General features: G+C 70.9%; 19 protein-coding genes. 7 read left to right on the top strand and 12 right to left on the bottom strand.

The features are described from left to right. Positions 1-50 precede the first annotated feature (50 nt). From AQJ27_RS42855 to AQJ27_RS42845, 3 genes are all read right to left on the bottom strand, one after another. On the bottom strand, positions 51-920 hold the full coding sequence (locus tag AQJ27_RS42855; protein WP_067381737.1) for a PP2C family protein-serine/threonine phosphatase: 870 nt from the start codon (positions 918-920) through the stop codon (positions 51-53). A gap of 133 nt (positions 921-1,053) precedes the next feature. Beyond that, complete coding sequence (locus tag AQJ27_RS42850) at positions 1,054-2,310, bottom strand: serine hydrolase domain-containing protein (RefSeq protein WP_167552146.1); 1,257 nt, start codon at positions 2,308-2,310, stop codon at positions 1,054-1,056. 224 nt (positions 2,311-2,534) lie between these two features. Beyond that, positions 2,535-3,392 (bottom strand): SDR family oxidoreductase, encoded by an 858-nt coding sequence (locus AQJ27_RS42845; RefSeq protein ID WP_067381735.1) that lies wholly within the window; start codon positions 3,390-3,392, stop codon positions 2,535-2,537. A 129-nt stretch (positions 3,393-3,521) separates the two neighbouring features. Between AQJ27_RS42845 and AQJ27_RS42840 the strand changes: the two genes are divergently transcribed. Then, positions 3,522-3,902 (top strand): winged helix-turn-helix transcriptional regulator, encoded by a 381-nt coding sequence (locus tag AQJ27_RS42840; RefSeq protein WP_067381732.1) that lies wholly within the window; start codon positions 3,522-3,524, stop codon positions 3,900-3,902. Between the two features lie 24 nt (positions 3,903-3,926). Here the strand turns inward: AQJ27_RS42840 and AQJ27_RS42835 are convergent, their stop codons facing one another. From AQJ27_RS42835 to AQJ27_RS42820, 4 genes are all read right to left on the bottom strand, one after another. Next, the gene (locus AQJ27_RS42835) at positions 3,927-4,688 is read right to left on the bottom strand and encodes an SDR family oxidoreductase (protein ID WP_067381729.1); all 762 of its coding nucleotides are present in this window, start codon (positions 4,686-4,688) and stop codon (positions 3,927-3,929) included. A 104-nt stretch (positions 4,689-4,792) separates the two neighbouring features. After that, positions 4,793-5,266: a VOC family protein gene (locus tag AQJ27_RS42830; protein ID WP_067381726.1), complete on the bottom strand. Its 474-nt coding sequence runs from the start codon at positions 5,264-5,266 to the stop codon at positions 4,793-4,795. Positions 5,267-5,291: 25 nt separating this feature from the next. Next, positions 5,292-5,801, bottom strand: a complete 510-nt coding sequence (locus tag AQJ27_RS42825) for an allene oxide cyclase barrel-like domain-containing protein (RefSeq protein WP_067381723.1) — start codon at positions 5,799-5,801, stop codon at positions 5,292-5,294. A gap of 135 nt (positions 5,802-5,936) precedes the next feature. Continuing rightward, positions 5,937-6,533 (bottom strand): TetR/AcrR family transcriptional regulator, encoded by a 597-nt coding sequence (locus AQJ27_RS42820; RefSeq protein WP_067381719.1) that lies wholly within the window; start codon positions 6,531-6,533, stop codon positions 5,937-5,939. 204 nt (positions 6,534-6,737) lie between these two features. On the opposite strand from AQJ27_RS42820, the gene AQJ27_RS42815 reads away from it, so the two are divergent. Further along, positions 6,738-7,331 carry an ATP-binding protein gene (locus tag AQJ27_RS42815; RefSeq protein ID WP_107120718.1) on the top strand — a complete coding sequence of 198 codons (594 nt, stop codon included), beginning with the start codon at positions 6,738-6,740 and terminating at the stop codon, positions 7,329-7,331. 25 nt (positions 7,332-7,356) lie between these two features. Here AQJ27_RS42815 and AQJ27_RS42810 read toward each other — a convergent pair whose 3' ends face one another. Next, positions 7,357-7,920 carry a CGNR zinc finger domain-containing protein gene (locus AQJ27_RS42810; RefSeq protein WP_067381717.1) on the bottom strand — a complete coding sequence of 188 codons (564 nt, stop codon included), beginning with the start codon at positions 7,918-7,920 and terminating at the stop codon, positions 7,357-7,359. 117 nt (positions 7,921-8,037) lie between these two features. On the opposite strand from AQJ27_RS42810, the gene AQJ27_RS42805 reads away from it, so the two are divergent. From AQJ27_RS42805 to AQJ27_RS42790, 4 genes are all read left to right on the top strand, one after another. Further along, positions 8,038-8,223, top strand: coding sequence for a hypothetical protein (locus AQJ27_RS42805; protein WP_067381713.1), 186 nt, complete (start codon positions 8,038-8,040; stop codon positions 8,221-8,223). A gap of 189 nt (positions 8,224-8,412) precedes the next feature. Continuing rightward, positions 8,413-8,964, top strand: coding sequence for a hypothetical protein (locus AQJ27_RS42800; protein ID WP_067381711.1), 552 nt, complete (start codon positions 8,413-8,415; stop codon positions 8,962-8,964). Between the two features lie 286 nt (positions 8,965-9,250). Beyond that, a complete protein-coding gene (locus AQJ27_RS42795; protein ID WP_067381709.1) occupies positions 9,251-10,345 on the top strand; it encodes a chitinase in 1,095 nt (364 codons plus the stop codon). Positions 10,346-10,522: 177 nt separating this feature from the next. Further along, the gene (locus tag AQJ27_RS42790; RefSeq protein WP_079065687.1) at positions 10,523-11,005 is read left to right on the top strand and encodes a DUF5990 family protein; all 483 of its coding nucleotides are present in this window, start codon (positions 10,523-10,525) and stop codon (positions 11,003-11,005) included. 59 nt (positions 11,006-11,064) lie between these two features. Here the strand turns inward: AQJ27_RS42790 and tatA are convergent, their stop codons facing one another. Next, positions 11,065-11,331 carry a Sec-independent protein translocase subunit TatA gene (tatA, locus tag AQJ27_RS42785; RefSeq protein ID WP_067381704.1) on the bottom strand — a complete coding sequence of 89 codons (267 nt, stop codon included), beginning with the start codon at positions 11,329-11,331 and terminating at the stop codon, positions 11,065-11,067. A gap of 78 nt (positions 11,332-11,409) precedes the next feature. Between tatA and AQJ27_RS42780 the strand changes: the two genes are divergently transcribed. Next, a complete protein-coding gene (locus AQJ27_RS42780) occupies positions 11,410-12,924 on the top strand; it encodes an LCP family protein (protein ID WP_067381701.1) in 1,515 nt (504 codons plus the stop codon). On the opposite strand, the gene AQJ27_RS56835 is transcribed toward AQJ27_RS42780, so the two are convergent. From AQJ27_RS56835 to AQJ27_RS42770, 3 genes are all read right to left on the bottom strand, one after another. Next, complete coding sequence (locus AQJ27_RS56835; RefSeq protein WP_159064544.1) at positions 12,915-13,136, bottom strand: hypothetical protein; 222 nt, start codon at positions 13,134-13,136, stop codon at positions 12,915-12,917. The genes AQJ27_RS42780 and AQJ27_RS56835 overlap by 10 nt on opposite strands. A 72-nt stretch (positions 13,137-13,208) precedes the next feature. After that, positions 13,209-15,926 carry a magnesium-translocating P-type ATPase gene (gene mgtA / locus AQJ27_RS42775; RefSeq protein ID WP_079065678.1) on the bottom strand — a complete coding sequence of 906 codons (2,718 nt, stop codon included), beginning with the start codon at positions 15,924-15,926 and terminating at the stop codon, positions 13,209-13,211. Further along, entirely contained in the window at positions 15,919-16,281 is a 363-nt protein-coding gene (locus AQJ27_RS42770) for an ArsR/SmtB family transcription factor (RefSeq protein WP_067381700.1), read from the bottom strand. Before AQJ27_RS42770 ends, mgtA begins: the two co-directional genes overlap by 8 nt. Positions 16,282-16,352: the final 71 nt, after the last annotated feature.

The following is a 16,352-nucleotide window of genomic DNA, read 5'->3' as shown; positions in this document are numbered from 1 at the left end:
ACACCGGGCGAAGCGTGCCGCACCGGGGTCGTACCTGCCACGCATGCCGCTCATCTTTCGCCCCGCCGCTGTTCCTGGGACCCTCCCGGACACCGCTCGTCCCGGAGCCCTCCGTAACGAAGGACGAGGACCGCGGCGTCGTCGCTGTGGCCGGTGAGATCAGCCACCTTGATCACCTGCGCGGCCAGCTCGTCGGGGTCGGTGCGACGGGCGCCGGCGACCAGGCCGGCCACCTGCTCGAGGCCTTCCTCGATCGGATAGCTGGGGCCTTCCACCACGCCGTCGGTGAGCAGCACGAAGGCGCCCACGCCGGTGAGCGGCCGGCGGGTCGACGGGTAGTCCTCGCCGGCCCGGATGCCCAGCGGCAGACCGCCGTCGTTCAGGACGATGTCGCAGCAGCCGTCCGCCATGGCCCAGACGGCGGGGACGTGCCCGGCGCGGGCGTCGACGAGCTCGCTCGTGACCGGGTCGAAGCGCAGGAACGAGCAGGTCACGAACAGCCCGCAGTCCATGGCGACGAGCAGGTCGTTGGTGCGCCGGAGCACCTCCGCCGGGTCCGTGGTGGCGGTGGCGACGGCGCGCAGACAGGTGCGCACCTGCCCCATGAGAGCCGCGGCCTCGACATCGTGGCCCTGTACGTCTCCGATCACGAATCCCACCGAGCCGTCCGGCATGAGGAAGCCGTCGTACCAGTCGCCTCCTATGTCCAGCCCGTCGCGTGCAGGTGCGTACCGTCCCGCCACGTGCAGGTATGGCAGGACCGGCAACTCGGCGGCGAGGACCTGGCGCTGCAGCGCGGCAGCGAGTTCCACGCGGGCCTGCTGGACCTTGATCCGGTCCAGTATCCGGCCGGTGAGATCACCGAGCGTGTTCAGCAGCTCTGCGGTCCCACTGGACGAATCGGTGCGGCGGCGAGGCATGGCATCACATTTCAGGGTTTTTCGCTTTTGCGCCGTAGGTCACGAGTTCACGGTACCCCTGTTACCGGCACCTCATCCTGCCGGCGCGCACCGCGCGGTCACTGCTGCGACCAGCGAAAACGGAGCGAGGCGGTCAGTTCGCGGCCGGGACCACGGTGCCGAAGGAGGCGGCGGCGATCTGCTGGACGTAGCGCATCTCGGTGCCGTTGAGGTTGGTCGGGTTGACGGAGTAGACGACCTTGCGGGAGAGGTCGCGGGTGGCGAACGCGCCGCTGGTCCAGCCGGGGCGGGAACCGGTCTTGCCCCAGACCACGACACCGTTGGAGGCCTTCACCCTCATGATGCCCATGGACATACAGGCACGGCCGGCGTCGGCCTCCGTGCGGCACTGGCTGCTGTGGAAGCTGGGGACGTCGGGGACGTTGAAGAGCTCGGCCTGCTGGACCGGCGGGAGGAAACGGCCACGGAAGAGAGCGGTCATGAAACGGTCGAGGTCGGCGGGAGTGGAGATCATGCCGCCCTCGGCCCAGGGCCAGGGGCTCTGTTCGGTGACGTCCACCGGGTGCGTGGTGCCGTCCGAGGACGTGACCGTCAGGTAGCCGTGGGAGTGCGGGCCGGGCAGGCGCGGGTCGTCGGCGTCGGGGACGTAGGTGTCGTGCAGTCCGAGGGGCCGGGTGATCCGGGATCGCACCTCGTGGGCGAAGGTGTGCCCGGTGATCTTCTCGACGAGCAGGCCGGCGACGTAGTAGTTCATCCCGCTGTACTGCTGCGCGGTGCCCGGCGCGAACTGCATGGGCTGGCCTGCCATCAGGTCGACCACCTGCTTCGGGGTGAAACTCCTGAGGCGGTTGGCGGCGAACCACTCGGGGCTGCCGTCCCCGAAGTCCGGGCTCGCGGCACCGCGCGGCAGGCCGCTGGTGTGGTTGAGCAGCTGACCGACCTCGACGGGCGGCAGGTCGGCGGGCAGGACACCCGGAAGGTACTGCTGGACGGGCTTGTCCAGGTCGATCCGGTGCTCGGCGGCGAGCTGGAGGACGATGGTGGCGGTGAAGACCTTGGAGATGCTGCCGATCCGGATGTGCGCGTCGGGCGGGACGCCCTGACTGGTCTCCAGGTCGCCCACGCCCGAGGTGCCCGACCAGTGGCCCGCACTGCCGGTGATCCGTAGCAGCGCGCCGGTGACATCCGCGTTCGGCAGGCCGCCGATGGCCGCCTGGAGCTTTGCCGGGTCGAGCCCGGGCAGCGGCGCGCCGGTCGCGGCGGCGGTGGCGGGTGCTGGTGCCGGGGTGACGGCGGAGGCGGGAGCGGCCGTCCCCGCGGCCAGGGCGACCAGCGCGGCGCCGGACGCGGCCACGGTGGACCAACGGGTACGGGTGGCAGAGGAGTTCACAGCGAGGCTCTCCAGAGTGGTGGCGGTCGGACCGGCGGTCGAACGGCCCTGCCACGAGTCTCATCCGCCCCGACACCCCGACTCATCAGGGAACGCCCCTGAGCGAACCCTGACCACACCCCGACAATTGACTGCGGGTCAGGAGGGGTCGAGGCCGTCGGTCACCTCGGCGACGGTGGAGGCGGCCGTGAAGGGGGTCGTGATCCGTACGGTCACGGTCGCGGTCACGGTCGCTTCAGCGCGGCCGCGACGGTGTCGCCGATCGGCGTGGTGGGGCGGCCGATCAGGCGGGACAACTCTCCGCTCGTGAAGGCCAGTTCTCCCTTGGAGAAGGACGCGTCGGCGTCCGCCATGATCCCGGCGTACAGCTCGGGCATCCCCGCGCCGGCCAGGAGGTCGACGTACGCCTCGACGGTGACCGGCTGGTAGACGATCTCCTTGCCTGTCCGCCGGCCCAGCTCGGCGGCGAACTCCGCGAAGCTCCAGGCGCGGTCCCCGCCCAGCTCGTACGTCGTGTTCTCGTGGCCTTCGCCGGTGAGCACCGCCACGGCGCCGGCCGCGTAGTCGGCGCGGGTCGCGGAGGCGATACGGCCCTCGCCCGCGGCCCGGACCAGGACGCCGTGCTCGACCACCGTCTCCAGCCGGTCGACGAAGATCTCGCTGTACCAGTTGTTCCGCAGCAGGACGTACGGCAGGCCGGAGTCCACAAGCACCTTCTCCGTCCCCCGGTGGGCCTCGGTGAGCGGGGCCCCGTGGGTGCCGGCGGCGCTGGTGTAGGCGACGAGGGCGACCCCGGCGGCCCGGGCGGCGTCCACGACGACCTTGTGCTGGGCCACGCGGTCCCTGGTCATCTCACTGCTGGAGATCAGCAGCACCTTGTCGCCCGCCGCGAAGAGGCCGTCGAAGGTCTCGGGGGCGTTGTAGTCGGCGATCGCGGTCCGCACGCCGCGGGCCGCGAAGGCGGCGCCCTTCTCCTCGCTCCGTACGAGCGCGGTGACCTGGTCGGCCGGGACCTTCTCCAACAGTCCCTCGACGACCAGACGGCCGAGATGCCCGGAGGCTCCGGTGACGACAAAGCTCATGGTGAGGACAACTCCTTGTGAGGGCGCGAAAGGGCGCTGAAGGCCGTGAAGAGCGAGAAAGGCTCTGCCCAAGACCCTAGGAGTTTTGGTCACTCTGCGTGAGTACGTACTTTCAAGTACGGTACTTGCATGGCCGTGAGTACCGGGCAGCTGTGCCCCCAGCGCCTGACCATGGAGCACGTCACCAGCCGGTGGGGCGTCCTCGTCCTGATCCGGCTCCTGGAGCGTTCGCATCGCTTCGCCGAACTGCGCCGGGCGATCGACTCCACCGACTCCGTCGGCCCGGTGACCGAGAAGATGCTGGCCCAGACCCTCCAGAGGCTGGAGCGGGACGGTCTGGTGAACCGCGACGTCAAGCCGGTGATCCCGCCCCACGTCGAGTACTCCCTGACGGAGCTGGGCCACGAGGCGGCCGTACAGATCCGCGCGCTGGCGCTGTGGACCAACGACCGGATGGACCGGGTGGAGAAGGCGCGGAAGGACTACGACGCAGCGAAGGGCCGTGCCTGAACGGCAACTGGCCCCAGGCGGTTGTCAGTGCGGGAGGAGTTGCTGGCCGCCGTCGATGTCGTACGTCGCGCCGGTGAGCGCGTCGTTGCACATGATGTGTACGGCGAGAGCGGCGACGTCGGCCGGCTCGACCACCCGTCGGATGGGAAGCGTGGTCCGCAGTTCCTCGCGCCGGGCATCGAGCTGGTCCCCCAACAACGAGGCCGACAGGGGTGTGTCGACGAATCCGGCGGCGATGAGATTCACCCGGACCGGCGCCATTTCGAGCGCCAGGTTGGCGACGAGGGCGGGCAGAGCCGCGGTGGCGGCCGACGCGACGGCCATGCCGACACCGGGGCGTCGGCCGCCGGTGCCGCCGATGAACAACAGGGTGCCACCGGCGCGGATCTTGTCACGGCCGTAGAGGGCGACCCCGAGGGCCAGGGCGATGCGCTCGTCGAAGGCACGGCGGGCTTCGGCGAGGTCCATGCTCTCCAACGGCATGTAGTAGGGGCCGCCGGCTGTGACCAGTACATGGTCGACCGGTCCGGACAGATCCTGGAAGAACCGCTGGAGGCGGTCGGTGTCGGTGGCGTCGAACGCGGCCGTGCCGACGGGTTCCAGCTCCAGCGCGGCCTGCCGCAGCCGTTCGGGATTGCGCCCGACCAGGACCAACCGGCCGCCGTCCGCACGTACCTGGCGGGCGGCCTCGAGTCCGATTCCCGCGCTGGCGCCGATGACCACGACCGTCCGGTCGGCGAGGCCGGAGCGGCGGTGGGTGCCGGGAACGCCGGGTGCGGCGGTCATGAGGAGGGGCCGTCGTCGAGAACGGTCATGCCATGGCCATGGTTGCTGTCTGTCATCCCTGCCTCCGGATACCGGCCTGGTTCTACGCTCGCGGGCACGTGGTGTCAGCGGCCGGGGGCCCGCTTCCTCACCTCCTGGAGCACCCAGCCGTTGCCGTCCGGGTCGCTGAAGGTGGCGTAGGAGCCGTAGTCGGCACGGTCGGGGTGCGGGCCGGGCACCCGTTCCGCCTCCCCGCCCTGGTGGGTGACCCCCTGGGCGCCGTGGCCGTGCTGGAAGATCCCTCCGGCGTCGTGGAACACCTCGCTCATCTCGACACCTCGGCCGCTGAGCTCCGCGTGGGCCTTCTCGATGTCCGTAACGACGAGGTACAGGCCCCGGACCGAGCCGGGCTCGGCGGAGGTGACCCCCTTGCCGAAGATGACGGCGCATTCGGAGCCGGGCGGCGTGAACTGCACCACCCGGTAGTCGTCATGGGCGGCGTGGTCGGCGTCCATCCTGAATCCCGCCGCCTCGTAGAAACTCCTGGCCCGGTCGACGTCGGAGACGGGCAACACGATGACTTCGAGTTTCAGGTCCATGCGGATGTCCTTCTTCTCGACGTGCTCAGTGTCCTGATGAGGCGTCAAGGGTGATGTGGAAGGTGAGGTTCCGAACCGTCTTCCCGGCAGGGACGGTGTGGACGTAGCCCCGAGCCGAACTGAAGACACCCGAACCGCCGGTGACGGCGATGTCGATCGAGGGGGCCGGCGGCAGGTGGAGCAGCGCCTGCGAGGTGATCTGCCCCTGCGGCAGAGCGAAGGTGCCGACGCACTGGAGCTCGTCCGGATCGAGGTGGACATGGACGCAGACCACGCTGTGGTCGCCGATCTTCCGACCGTCGCGGTACAGGTCCTCGGCGATGACGAGTTCGTCACCCCGGCTGAGCCCCTTCTTGCCCAGGTCGAGGGATTCGGACTGGGTCTGTCTGGCGACCAACTGGAATACCTGCGTGCGCTGTTGGGTGTCCTGTCGGCCATGCGGGGTTGATGTCGCGGCCGACGCCGGCGGGGCGACGACGAGGGCGGCGGCCAGGCCCGCGACCGCGCTCAGGCAGCGCTGACTGATCCTGCGCATGGTGGGTCTCCCACAGGGGGCGGAGATGTGCCCTTCGTTCCCAACGTACCGGTTCGTACGTCCCCTCGCGCGACGTCGCCCACGGGGTCGCCCACAGCGCCTCCCCCAGCGGGGCGCGCAGCGGGGCGGCGTTCGCTACGTGGCTCGCCAGCCGGGTTCGAGGCGGTCGAGGAGGAGACGGAAGGCCGCTTCGGCCTCGTCCCAGTCACCCTCGACCGCAGGTCCGGCGACCAGGCCGAAGCACGCGTCGACCAGGAGGGCGGCCTCCGTGCGGGCTCGCGCCTCGGGCAGGCCCATGCCGCGGAAGACGGAGGCGAGCAGGTCCTTCCACTCGGTGAGCGCGTCGCGCACGACGGGCGCGTACCGGTCGGGACGGAGCAGACCGGTGACCATGATCTCGAGATAGAGGGGGAGCGCGGCACGCAGGTCGGGGTCGGCGAACTGCTGCCAGACCTCCTCCATGAAGCGGCGGACCCATGCCGGGTCCCTGTGGGCGTCGACGGCGCCGAGCAGACTCCGGGCACGCAGGAGCGGTCGCCGCTCGTCCAGGGCGAGCGCCTCGGCGACCATGCGTTCCTTGGTGCCGAAGTAGTACAGGAGCATGCGGTCGCTGGTGCTCAGGGCCCGGGCCAGCGGGCGGAGGGACAGCTCCGCCAGGCCATTGCGGATCATGTACTCGCGGACCTGGTCCAGCAGGTCGCGTCGTTTGGCCGGGTCGGGCGGGCGCGGCATGGAGGCTCCCCGTGCGGTCGGAGGTGCGGTGTCCGATTTATTGCTTTTCGCCAAGGTATTTACTGTAGCGCCCGCTACGCGTATATTTGAAATGTAGCGAGTGCTACGCGAATGCGGGGCCCGGCATGCCAGGCCCGGTCACCGGCGCAGCTCCGCCGCCGCGGCAACCACGGCCGCCGACGCTTCAGAAGGGACTGATTCCCCATGGCCTTCCAGGCCATCGGCCTCACCGCGACCCCGCGCAGGGGACTCATTGCCCGGCTTTGCCGCCGCCGACAGGAAGAGTCGGGGCGCAAGGCCGCACTCGCCTCGTGGTTCGCCCGGCACCAGGCCCTCTGGTCGCGCACGCTGGCACCCGTACGCCCCTTCGACGCGCCTCGCGGCCGTGCCACCGACTGGGACGCCTCCTGGCCCCTGTCGCGGGAGCTGACCTCGGTCCGCCGGGGCCGACGCCTGGTGACCGCACAACTGGACGACTGGGGTCTGCAGGACCTGGCCGACACGGCCGAGCTCCTGGTCAGCGAACTGGTCACCAACGCCCTGTGCCACACGCGCGGCCCACTGCGGCTCAACCTGCAGGTGCGCGACTCCCGCCTGCGGTGCGAGGTCGAGGACACCGACCCCACCGGGCCCGTACGGCGTGTCGTCGACGCCGACGCGGAAGGCGGGCGCGGCATCGACCTGCTCGATCTGCTCGCCGAGGCCTGGGGCAGCACCAGTACCGCCACGGGCAAGACCATGTGGTTCCAACTGCCGGCGGAGGCATCCTCGCCGCAGGAGTCACCCGCCTGCGACTGAGCCGGCGCGCGGCGCCGACCGTCGATCAGGCGGTCGCGACCGTCCGCGTCTCCCTCTTGCGGGCACGGTAGGCCGCGGCCTTGATCCTGTTGCCGCAGGACTCCATGCCGCACCACTGCCGACGCATGCCTCGCGAGCGGTCGATGTAGATCCGGGTGCACTCCGGGTTGCCGCACTCCTTGAGCAGCGGCACATCCGGTCCGCCCAGCAGCTCGACGGCGAGCCGCGCCACGGTCGACAGCGCTTCCTCCGGGGTCGCCGCCGTCCACCGGCCCGCCGGGGTGAGCTGCGGTGTCGCCGCGGCGTTGCGGGCCGCGGCGTTCAGCACGGCCAGGGCCTCGTCGTCGTACGCGTCGCCCAGCCGGCGGGCGGTGACCAGCGCGTAGACGGCCTCCCGCACCGCCGTCGCCCGCACGACGTCGGAGTCCTGGCTCGCGGAGACGGAGTCGACGACTCCGGACTCCAGGTACCAGGCGTCGAGGCGGTCCGGCGAGGCGAACATCTCGAACCGCAGCGAGCGGCGAGCGCGGAGTGTGGCGGCGAAGTCGAGGGCCGGGTTCCCGCAGACGAAGACGTGATCCAGATTCACATCACCATCTTGACAGGTGATGCGCGAGGCCGGAACATCTGGGCATCATCACCAGTTGAGTAGGTGACTGGTCGATGTCGCCGACCGGGGTGCACCTACCGAAGCGAGGTACGCGAGATGACACTGACGGAGCGGACGGAGAAGGCCCCCGACGCCGCGGAGGCGGCACGCCGGGCGCGGTTCGGCACGCTGCCGGAGCGCGTCCGGGTCGAGGACACGGTCGAGGAGCGGCCCGCCACGGTGCCCGACCCGGCGCGAGACGCGTACAACGCGGACGAGTGGCTCGTCCGTTACTGCCTGTGAAAAGGAGTCCGCGATGACGACGAGAACACCCCAGGCCCTCAAGGCCCTGACAGCGATCGTGGCGGTGCTCGTGATCGGCTTCGGCTGTTTCACGCAGGTCTTCTGACAGCGCGAGGTCTCCCATGCTCCCCCGAGCGCCGCGTGTCCGGTGATCCGTTACGCTGACCGCCGCTGACCTCAGGGGGAGACATGTTCGGCAAGCGGCTGCTGGTGGCCGGAGCGACCGCGGTGCTCATAGCGGGGCTCGGCGCGTGCGGCGGCGGGGGCGGGAACGACACGCGCGGCGTGGACCCGGCAGCCGTGACCGATGTCGGCCAGGACAGTGCGGGCACCGCCCAGGAGCCCTCGCCGAGCCCGGACACCGTCTCCGGGCTCAGGGACTCGTTCCGCCACCTCGCCGCGAAGACCACCAGGGCCACCCGCCCGCACCTGGTCAAGAAGTGCACGTCCGCCACCAGGCAGGTCAGGCACACACAGCGCACGGGCACGGGCACGCACAGGACGACCCGCACCTGGTACACCACGGAGCGGTACCAGAGCTGCAAGAAGGTCCGCACGGGCACCGAGACGTACACACGAACCGTTCGGCCGCAGCGGTGGTGCGTGAGCCTGGACGACGTCGACGGCGACACCGCCAGGGACGACGTGTGGTACCAGGTCACCCAGGCCACCTACGCCGAAGCCCGCGGCACGGACGAGCACGCCCGCATGGAGTTCACCCCGAGCGGGACCGGCTGTTGAACACCCGCTTGAACACCCGCTGAAGCGGATGCCGCCCCGGCCGTGATCCCGGGGCGTATCCACGCCCGCCCCGCCCCGCCGGACAACCCGGTTCCGGGGCGGTTTCGCCATGTCCTGAACAGTTAACCGTAAAGAACCTTGACAGACAATTGGTCTAGTCCAACCATGGTCCCTGTTCGCCCTTGGTCATGGAGAGCTCTCCGGCGTGTACCGACCGGTGGACATCGCACGAACCTTTCCGGATTCCCGCTGTCCCACCTGCTCTTCCTTCACCATGGGAGCGTCAATGAGACGATCTGGGCCACTTCGCGCGCTGCTGTCAGGCGCCACCGCGACCGCTCTCGCAGCCGGGCTGGTCGCGCTCGGCGGAGGCGGCGCGCTCGCCGCGGAACAGGCGCCCGCACATGCCGCGCGGCACATGCCCGCGCATGTGGTGGCGCCGTACTTCGAGGCGTGGACGGGCGAGAGCCCCGCCGCGCTCGCCGCCGAGTCGGGCAACAAGTACCTCACGATGGCCTTTCTCCAGACGGCCGCGGCGGGCTCGTGCACCGCGTACTGGAACGGCGCCTCCACCCAGCCGATCGCCAAGGCGACCTTCGGCCGGGACATCGCCGCGATCCAGGCGCGCGGCGGCAACGTCATCCCGTCCTTCGGCGGCTACAGCGCCGACACCACCAACACCGAACTGGCCGACAGCTGCACCGACGTCGACGCCATCGCCTCGGTCTACGAAAGTCTCGTCAAGACCTACGGCGTCACCCGGATCGACCTCGACATCGAGGCCGACTCCATCAACAACACCGCCGGGATCGACCGCCGCAACAAGGCCATCGCCAAGGTGGAGCGCTGGGCCGAACGGACCGGCCGCAGCGTGCAGTTCTCCTACACCCTGCCGACCACCGCCACGGGCCTCGCGCCCAACGGCGTGGCGCTGCTGCGAAACGCCGTCGACAACGGCGCGCGCGTGGACGTCGTCAACATCATGACGTTCGACTACTGGGACGGCGCCACCCACGACATGGCGGCCGACACCAAGACCGCCGCCTCCGGGCTGCACGACCAACTCGCCGCGCTCTACCCGAAGAAGAACCCGGCGAAGCTCTGGCACATGATCGGCGTCACCGAGATGCCCGGCATCGACGACTACGGCCCGGAGGAGACCTTCACCCCGCAGGACGCGGTGAAGGTGGAGAACTGGGCGGTCGCCAAGGGCATCGACACGCTCTCCTTCTGGGCCCTCCAGCGCGACAACGGCGGTTGCGTGGGCACGGCCGGCGCCAACTCCTGCTCCGGCATCGCCCAGGACACCTGGACCTTCAGCCACATCTTCGAGCCGTTCGCGCGGGGCATCCGCGCCGGCATCGGCATCGGCATCGACTAGAGGCCCGTCCCGTCCTCCACGGCGTCTCGTCCCGCGCGAAACCCCCAGGTCGAGGACCTGGGGGTACGTCGATTCGCGGTCAGCGGGGTGCCTGCGCGCCGTTTTTCATCGTATCGTCCGCTTTGTCGCATGGCAGCTCGTGGAGAACGTCGCCGGAATGACGGGATGATGGTCGGCATGCGCATCCGTATCGACGCCGTCGACCTGCCCGGCCGCACCTGTCCGGCCCCCGCCGGCAGCGGTGCGCCGACGTACGACAACATCCACGTGGCCGTACAACGCCGGGACCGCCCGGCCGAACTCCTCGAACCACAGCCCGGCGACGCCGCGTCCGCGACCTGGACCCTGGAGTGCACCGCGCTCGCCTCGCCGACCGGCACGGACGTCAAAGGGCCCTACGTGCAGGACCGTCTGGGCCGCCGGTTCATCTACCTGTCATGGGGCACGGTCGACGAGTCGGGCGTCTTCAGCATGTTCCGGCGCGCCAAGCTCATGCTCGACGTCGTCCCCGCCGAGGTGCTCGCCGCCGCCGCGCGTGAGGGCCTGCTGGTCGGACGCCTCGGCCTGACCGACGCTCACGGCAACCCCCTGTGCGCGCGGGTCGAACCCCCGCACATCACGTGGACCGCCGAGACATGGACCGCCGAGTCCGCCTCGTAGCCACCCCGGGTGCGGACCGGAGCCAACCAGGCCGGAGAGGGCAGGCCTGTTGAGAACGCTCAGCGGGTCGCGGTGCCCTCGTCGACCGGGCGGACCGACGTGGCCTCGGGCGCGCTCTCGGACCGGGGCGCGGCGGAGGGCACGGTGGAGGGCGCGGTGGAAGGCGCGGTGCCGTCGTGCTTCATGGCGCCGGCCTCGCTCTTGAGGATGCGCATCGACTTGCCCAGCGCGCGGGCGGTGTCGGGCAGCTTCTTCGAGCCGAACAACACGATGATCACGATCGCCACGATCAGCAGGTGCCAGGGTTCCAGTCCGTTGCGGAGCATCCCACCCACCTCTTCCCTTCACTATTGCTACGTTGCGCAACTTTACAACCATCGGGCCGGGCCGAACGTCCCCTACGTATGAGTCGGACAGATGAGAGCACACATGTGACGACCAGCGACCAGGCGCGGCCGCCACGCCGCAGACGGGGCCCTCTGCGGATCGCCCTCGTCGTGGCCCTGTCCGTGCTCCTGCTCGGCACGGCCGGACTCGGCTGGATCTATCTGAAGCTGAACGGCAACATCGACACCTTCGGCGCCGACGGTCTCTCCAAGGACCGGCCGGCCGGTTCGACGAAGGGCGAGAACGTCCTCGTCATCGGCTCGGACACGCGCACGGACGGAAACAGCGCGCTGGGCGGCGGCGACAAGGGCGACATCGGCCGCTCCGACACCGCGTTCCTGCTGCACGTCTACGCCGACCACCGGCACGCCGTCGCCGTCTCGATACCCCGCGACACACTGGTCACCCTCCCCCCGTGCAAACTCCCGGACGGGAAGTGGACCAGGCCGCGGCCGAACACGATGTTCAACGAGGCGTACTCCGTGGGGCAGACGGCCAAGGGCAACCCGGCCTGCACCCAGAACACGGTCGAGAAGCTGACCGGCCTGCGCGTCGACCACACCGTCGTCATCGACTTCAAGGGCTTCGCGGCACTGACGCGGGTCGTCGGCGGGGTGAAGGTGTGCCTCCCGCAGGACGTGTACGAGAAGGACCTCAACCCCAACCGCGCCACCCGGGGCGGGCTGCTCTTCAAGAAGGGTGAGCAGAAGCTCTCCGGGCAGCGGGCGCTGGACTACGTCCGTATCCGGCACGGCATCGGCGACGGCTCCGACATCGGCCGCATCAAACGCCAACAGGCCTTCGTCGCCAGCCTGGTGAAGAAGGTGAGGAGCGACGGGCTCACCCCCACCGGACTGCTGCCGCTCGCCGACGCCGCGACGAAGTCGCTGACCGTCGACCCGGGGCTGGGATCGGCGAAGCGGCTGATCTCGTTCGCGATGTCCCTGAAGAACATCGACCTCCACGACACCAAGTTCGCGACCATCCCCTGGCGTTACCAGGGGGAGCGGGTCGCGATCGTCCAGCCGGACGCCGATCAGCTGTGGGCCGCGCTCAAGGCCGACCGCACGCTCGACGGCACCGACGCCGGGGGCAAGAAGGGCGAGCAGGCCGGGCAGACCGCCACCGCGCCCAGCACCGCCGCGGAGGTCTCGGGGGACGGTATCGACGTCGCCGTCTACAACGGCACCACCACGCGCGGCCTGGCCTCGCGCGCCGCGACGGCCCTCACCGAGCACGGCTTCACCGTCACCCGTACCGCGAACGCGGTCGACCGGAACCGCGCCGACACGGTGATCGAGTACGGCGCGGGCCTGCGGTCCCGGGCCCAGACGGTCGCCCGGCTCTTTCCCGGCGCCGAACTGAACTCCGTGCCGGGCGCGGGCGTCGACGTCGTCCTGGGCCGTACCTACGCCGCCAAGGGCAGCACCCCGGCCTCACCCGCGTCCACGCCCACCGCCCTGCCCACTTCGGTGGCGCGTGACGCGCGCTCCGCCGACGACGACGTGTGCTCCAACCTGTCCTACGGATAGACCGCATCCGCCGGAGGCACAGTGGCCTCGGGCTGAGTGGTGGCGGACGAAGAAGTGGCGGGTGAGGGAGTGGCTCGCGGAGGGGGGACGTGCGAAGGGGTGACGTGCGAGGGGGTGGCCTGCGGGGTGTTGGCCGCCCGCACGATGACGTAGAGGGCCAGGGCGAGGACCAGCAGAGTGAGCCACCGCCACCGCGTCCAGGATGCGGCCATGTCCCGCCTTCTCTCTTCCGCCCGTTCACCGGTGCGCCGAGGCGAATCGCTGGAGGGAAGAGTAAGCCCGCGTCACCCTCCGTCGTGGATGCGCTCGCCGCGCGCCCCTCGATCACTCTGCGTGATCACGCCGTCGCACTCGGAGCGACGGCGTTCGTAGCGTGAGCGTGTGGCCACCAGCCCCACCGCGTACAGGCCGAGGACTGCGGCGAGCAGCAGGTAGTAGAGGGCGGGCAGCGCGGTCATGCCCAGCGGCGGGCCGAGCGGGGAGAGCGGCAGCGCGAGGCCGGCGGCGGTGAGGGCGGCCGCGCCCCAGCCGACGGGACCCGGCTTCCGCCGGCCCTCGACGCCCCGGCGGCCGAGCCGCAGCAGGAGCATCACCAGGGCCTGGGTGAGCAGGTTCTCGGTGAACCAGCCGGAGTGGAACACGGACTCGTCGTTCGCCGTCCCCGGCCCGTGCACGGCGAGCGCGAGGACGCCGAAGGTCGCGAGGTCGGCGACGGCGTTCAGCAGGCCGAAGCCGGTGATGAAGCCGAGCAGATCGCGCGAGCACAGCACGGTGGGGCGCTTCAGGGTGCCCGGCGCGGGGCGGTCGTAGGCGAAGGCGAGCTGGGCCGCGTCGAAGCACATGTTCTGCACGAGGACCTGCGTCGGCAGCATCGGCAGGAAGGGCAGCAGGATGCCCGCCGCGAGCATCGCGATCACGTTGCCGAGGTTGGAGGAGAGGGTGACCCGCAGATAGGTGCCGATGTTGCCACTGGAGTAGCGGCCCGCCGTGATCGCGTGCGAGATCGCGGTGAGGTCCTTGTCGGCCAGCACCACGTCGGCGCTCTCCCGGGCCAGGTCCGTGGCGTCGCGCGGGCAGATCCCGACGTCCGCGGCGTGCAGCGCGGGCAGGTCGTTGACGCCGTCGCCGAGGTAGCCGGTGGCGTGTCCGCGTGCGCGCAGTGCGACGGTGATACGCGCCTTGTGCTCGGGCGTGCAGCGGGCGAAGACGGTGGTGCGGTCGGCGAGTTCGCCCAGCTCGGTGTCCGTGAGACCGTCGAGGTCCGCGGCGGTGCGTACCTCCCCGGGGTCGAGGCCCAGGTCACGGCAGGCGCGGGCGGCCGTGCCCGGGTGGTCCCCGGTCAGCACCCGTACGGCGATGCCCCGGTCGGCGAGCACCCGCAGGGCGTCGGCCGCGCTCGGCACCAGCGCGTCCCGCAGCGTGACGAACCCCTCGAAGGTCAGGCCGCGTTCGTCGGCCGGGGTGTAATCGCGGTGGCGGGCGGGGCGTACGGCGAAGGCGACCGCCAGGACGCGCAGCCCGTCGTCCGTCAGCCGGTGGGCGCGGGCGAGCAGCCGTGTGCGCTCCTGCGGATCCAGCGCACAGCGCTCCAGTACGGCTTCGGCGGCGCCCTTGACCAGGAGGGTGTGGGAGCCGAGGGTGCCGGGGGTGCGTACGACGGCGGTGGCGAGGCGGCGTACGGGATCGAAAGGCAGTGCCGCGATCCCGTCGTACGCCATCAGGTCGTCCTCGTCGGCCGTGTGCAGGAGCGCCTCGTCGAGGGCGTCGGGTGCGGGCAGGTCGGCGAGTTGCAGCGTCCACCAGGCGGCGGCGGCCGCCCGGCGCAGTACCGCGGGCGCGTCCTTTCCGTCCGCGTCCAGCGCGCGGTCGACGACCGGCCGGTCCTGGGTGAGGGTGCCGGTCTTGTCCACGCAGAGCACGTCGATGGCGCCGAGGTCGTGGAGCGCGGGCAGCCGCTTCACGATCACTCCGTGCGTACGGGCCAGCAGCGACGCCCCGCGGGCCAGGCAGGTCGTGATGACGACCGGCAGCATCTCCGGGGTCATCCCGACCGCCACCGCGACGGCGAACGGCAGGGTCTCCAGGCCCCGCCCGCGCAGGGCCGCGCCCGCCATCAGGACCAGCGGCGGGGTGAGCAGCATGAACCGGATGAGGATCCAGGAGATGCCGTGCACGGACCGGTCGAAGGCGCTCGCCTCCCGCCGCCCCGGCTCCCGGTGCCCCTCGGCGAACCGCGTGTGCGCGCCGGTCGCCACGACCACGGCGGTGCCGCTGCCGGAGGCGACACTGCTGCCCTGGAAGCACAGCTGCGGCTGCTCGAACAGCTCACCCGCCGTGGCGCCCGGCGCGTCGACCGGGTACTTGGCGACCGGCGCCGACTCCCCGGTGAGCGCCGCCTGGTACACGGTCAGCCCACCGGCCCGCAGCAGCCGTACGTCGGCGGGGACCAGGTCGCCAGGACCGAGCCGGATCACGTCCCCCGGCACCAGCTGGTCGACCGGGAGGTCATGGTCGGCGGGTACCGCGTGCGCGTCGGTCCTGCGCAGCACGGTGGCGGTACTGGCGACCAGGTCGCGCAGCGCCGCCATCGAACGGTCGGCCCGATGCTCACCGGACGACCTCAGCACACAACTGACCACCACCAGCACGGTGATCACGCTCGCGGTGCCCCAGGAGGCCACGAGCGCCGAGACCAGGCCGAGGCAGAGCAGTACGGCGGTGAACGGATCCCGCAGACTGCGCAGGAACCGCCCGAACCAGGGAACGGGCCGCCGGGCGGGCGGGATGTTCTCCCCGAACCGGGCGAGGCGTTCGTCGGCCTGCGTCTGCGTCAGCCCGCGCGGACCACTGTCCAGCCGCCGGAGCAGTTGGAGCGCGGTCGGCTCGCCGTGTTCCTCCCTGCCCGAAGTGCCTTGGAGGACCCGGGGTCTCTCCGCCGCCGGGCCGTCCGCGGAGACGGGGCGCTCTGCGCCCCCTCCCGCCGTCGCGGACGTCTCAGCCACCGATCCCGCGCAGCGTGCGTACGGGTGACGATGCCTCCTCGGCCCGTGCGGCCAGCTGTCCGACCATCAGGCGCACCACGGTCACGACATCGGGATCGTCGACGTAGTAGACCTGTCGGCGGCCTTCGCGCCGGGAGCGGACGAGGCCCGCGAGCTTCAGCTTCGACAGGTGCTGGCTGACGGCGGGCAGGGCGCCGCCGACACGCTCCGCGAGGTGGGTCACATCGCTCTCGCCCTGCGCGAGGGCCCACATGATGTGCAGCCGGGGCGAGGAGGCCAGCAGTCCGAACGCGGCGGCCGCGTCCGCCAGCACCTCGGCGGACGGATCGTCGAAGCCACCGGCGTATGCCGTCACAGTCTTTTCTCCCGTCCCGCCCCGGGCATCCGTGCCCGCGTCCGCGCCGACCCAGTTTAGGCGTCCGTCCC

Origin of the sequence: Streptomyces olivochromogenes (assembly GCF_001514115.1) — a bacterium.
GTDB lineage: Bacteria > Actinomycetota > Actinomycetes > Streptomycetales > Streptomycetaceae > Streptomyces > Streptomyces olivochromogenes.
Note: the sequence above shows the minus strand (reverse complement) of the source record. Positions and strands in the feature narration are given on the sequence as shown.

Coding starts and splice junctions, on each gene's coding strand:
- AQJ27_RS42855 (WP_067381737.1), bottom strand. CDS start 920: ATGCCTCGCCGCCGCACCGATTCGTCCAGTGGGACCGCAGAGCTGCTG.
- AQJ27_RS42805 (WP_067381713.1), top strand. CDS start 8,038: ATGACACTGACGGAGCGGACGGAGAAGGCCCCCGACGCCGCGGAGGCG.
- AQJ27_RS42835 (WP_067381729.1), bottom strand. CDS start 4,688: ATGACCGCCGCACCCGGCGTTCCCGGCACCCACCGCCGCTCCGGCCTC.
- AQJ27_RS42820 (WP_067381719.1), bottom strand. CDS start 6,533: ATGCCGCGCCCGCCCGACCCGGCCAAACGACGCGACCTGCTGGACCAG.
- AQJ27_RS42825 (WP_067381723.1), bottom strand. CDS start 5,801: ATGCGCAGGATCAGTCAGCGCTGCCTGAGCGCGGTCGCGGGCCTGGCC.
- AQJ27_RS56835 (WP_159064544.1), bottom strand. CDS start 13,136: ATGGCCGCATCCTGGACGCGGTGGCGGTGGCTCACTCTGCTGGTCCTC.
- AQJ27_RS42790 (WP_079065687.1), top strand. CDS start 10,523: ATGCGCATCCGTATCGACGCCGTCGACCTGCCCGGCCGCACCTGTCCG.
- tatA (WP_067381704.1), bottom strand. CDS start 11,331: ATGCTCCGCAACGGACTGGAACCCTGGCACCTGCTGATCGTGGCGATC.
- AQJ27_RS42830 (WP_067381726.1), bottom strand. CDS start 5,266: ATGGACCTGAAACTCGAAGTCATCGTGTTGCCCGTCTCCGACGTCGAC.
- AQJ27_RS42840 (WP_067381732.1), top strand. CDS start 3,522: ATGGCCGTGAGTACCGGGCAGCTGTGCCCCCAGCGCCTGACCATGGAG.
- AQJ27_RS42800 (WP_067381711.1), top strand. CDS start 8,413: ATGTTCGGCAAGCGGCTGCTGGTGGCCGGAGCGACCGCGGTGCTCATA.
- AQJ27_RS42845 (WP_067381735.1), bottom strand. CDS start 3,392: ATGAGCTTTGTCGTCACCGGAGCCTCCGGGCATCTCGGCCGTCTGGTC.
- AQJ27_RS42815 (WP_107120718.1), top strand. CDS start 6,738: ATGGCCTTCCAGGCCATCGGCCTCACCGCGACCCCGCGCAGGGGACTC.
- AQJ27_RS42780 (WP_067381701.1), top strand. CDS start 11,410: ATGAGTCGGACAGATGAGAGCACACATGTGACGACCAGCGACCAGGCG.
- AQJ27_RS42795 (WP_067381709.1), top strand. CDS start 9,251: ATGAGACGATCTGGGCCACTTCGCGCGCTGCTGTCAGGCGCCACCGCG.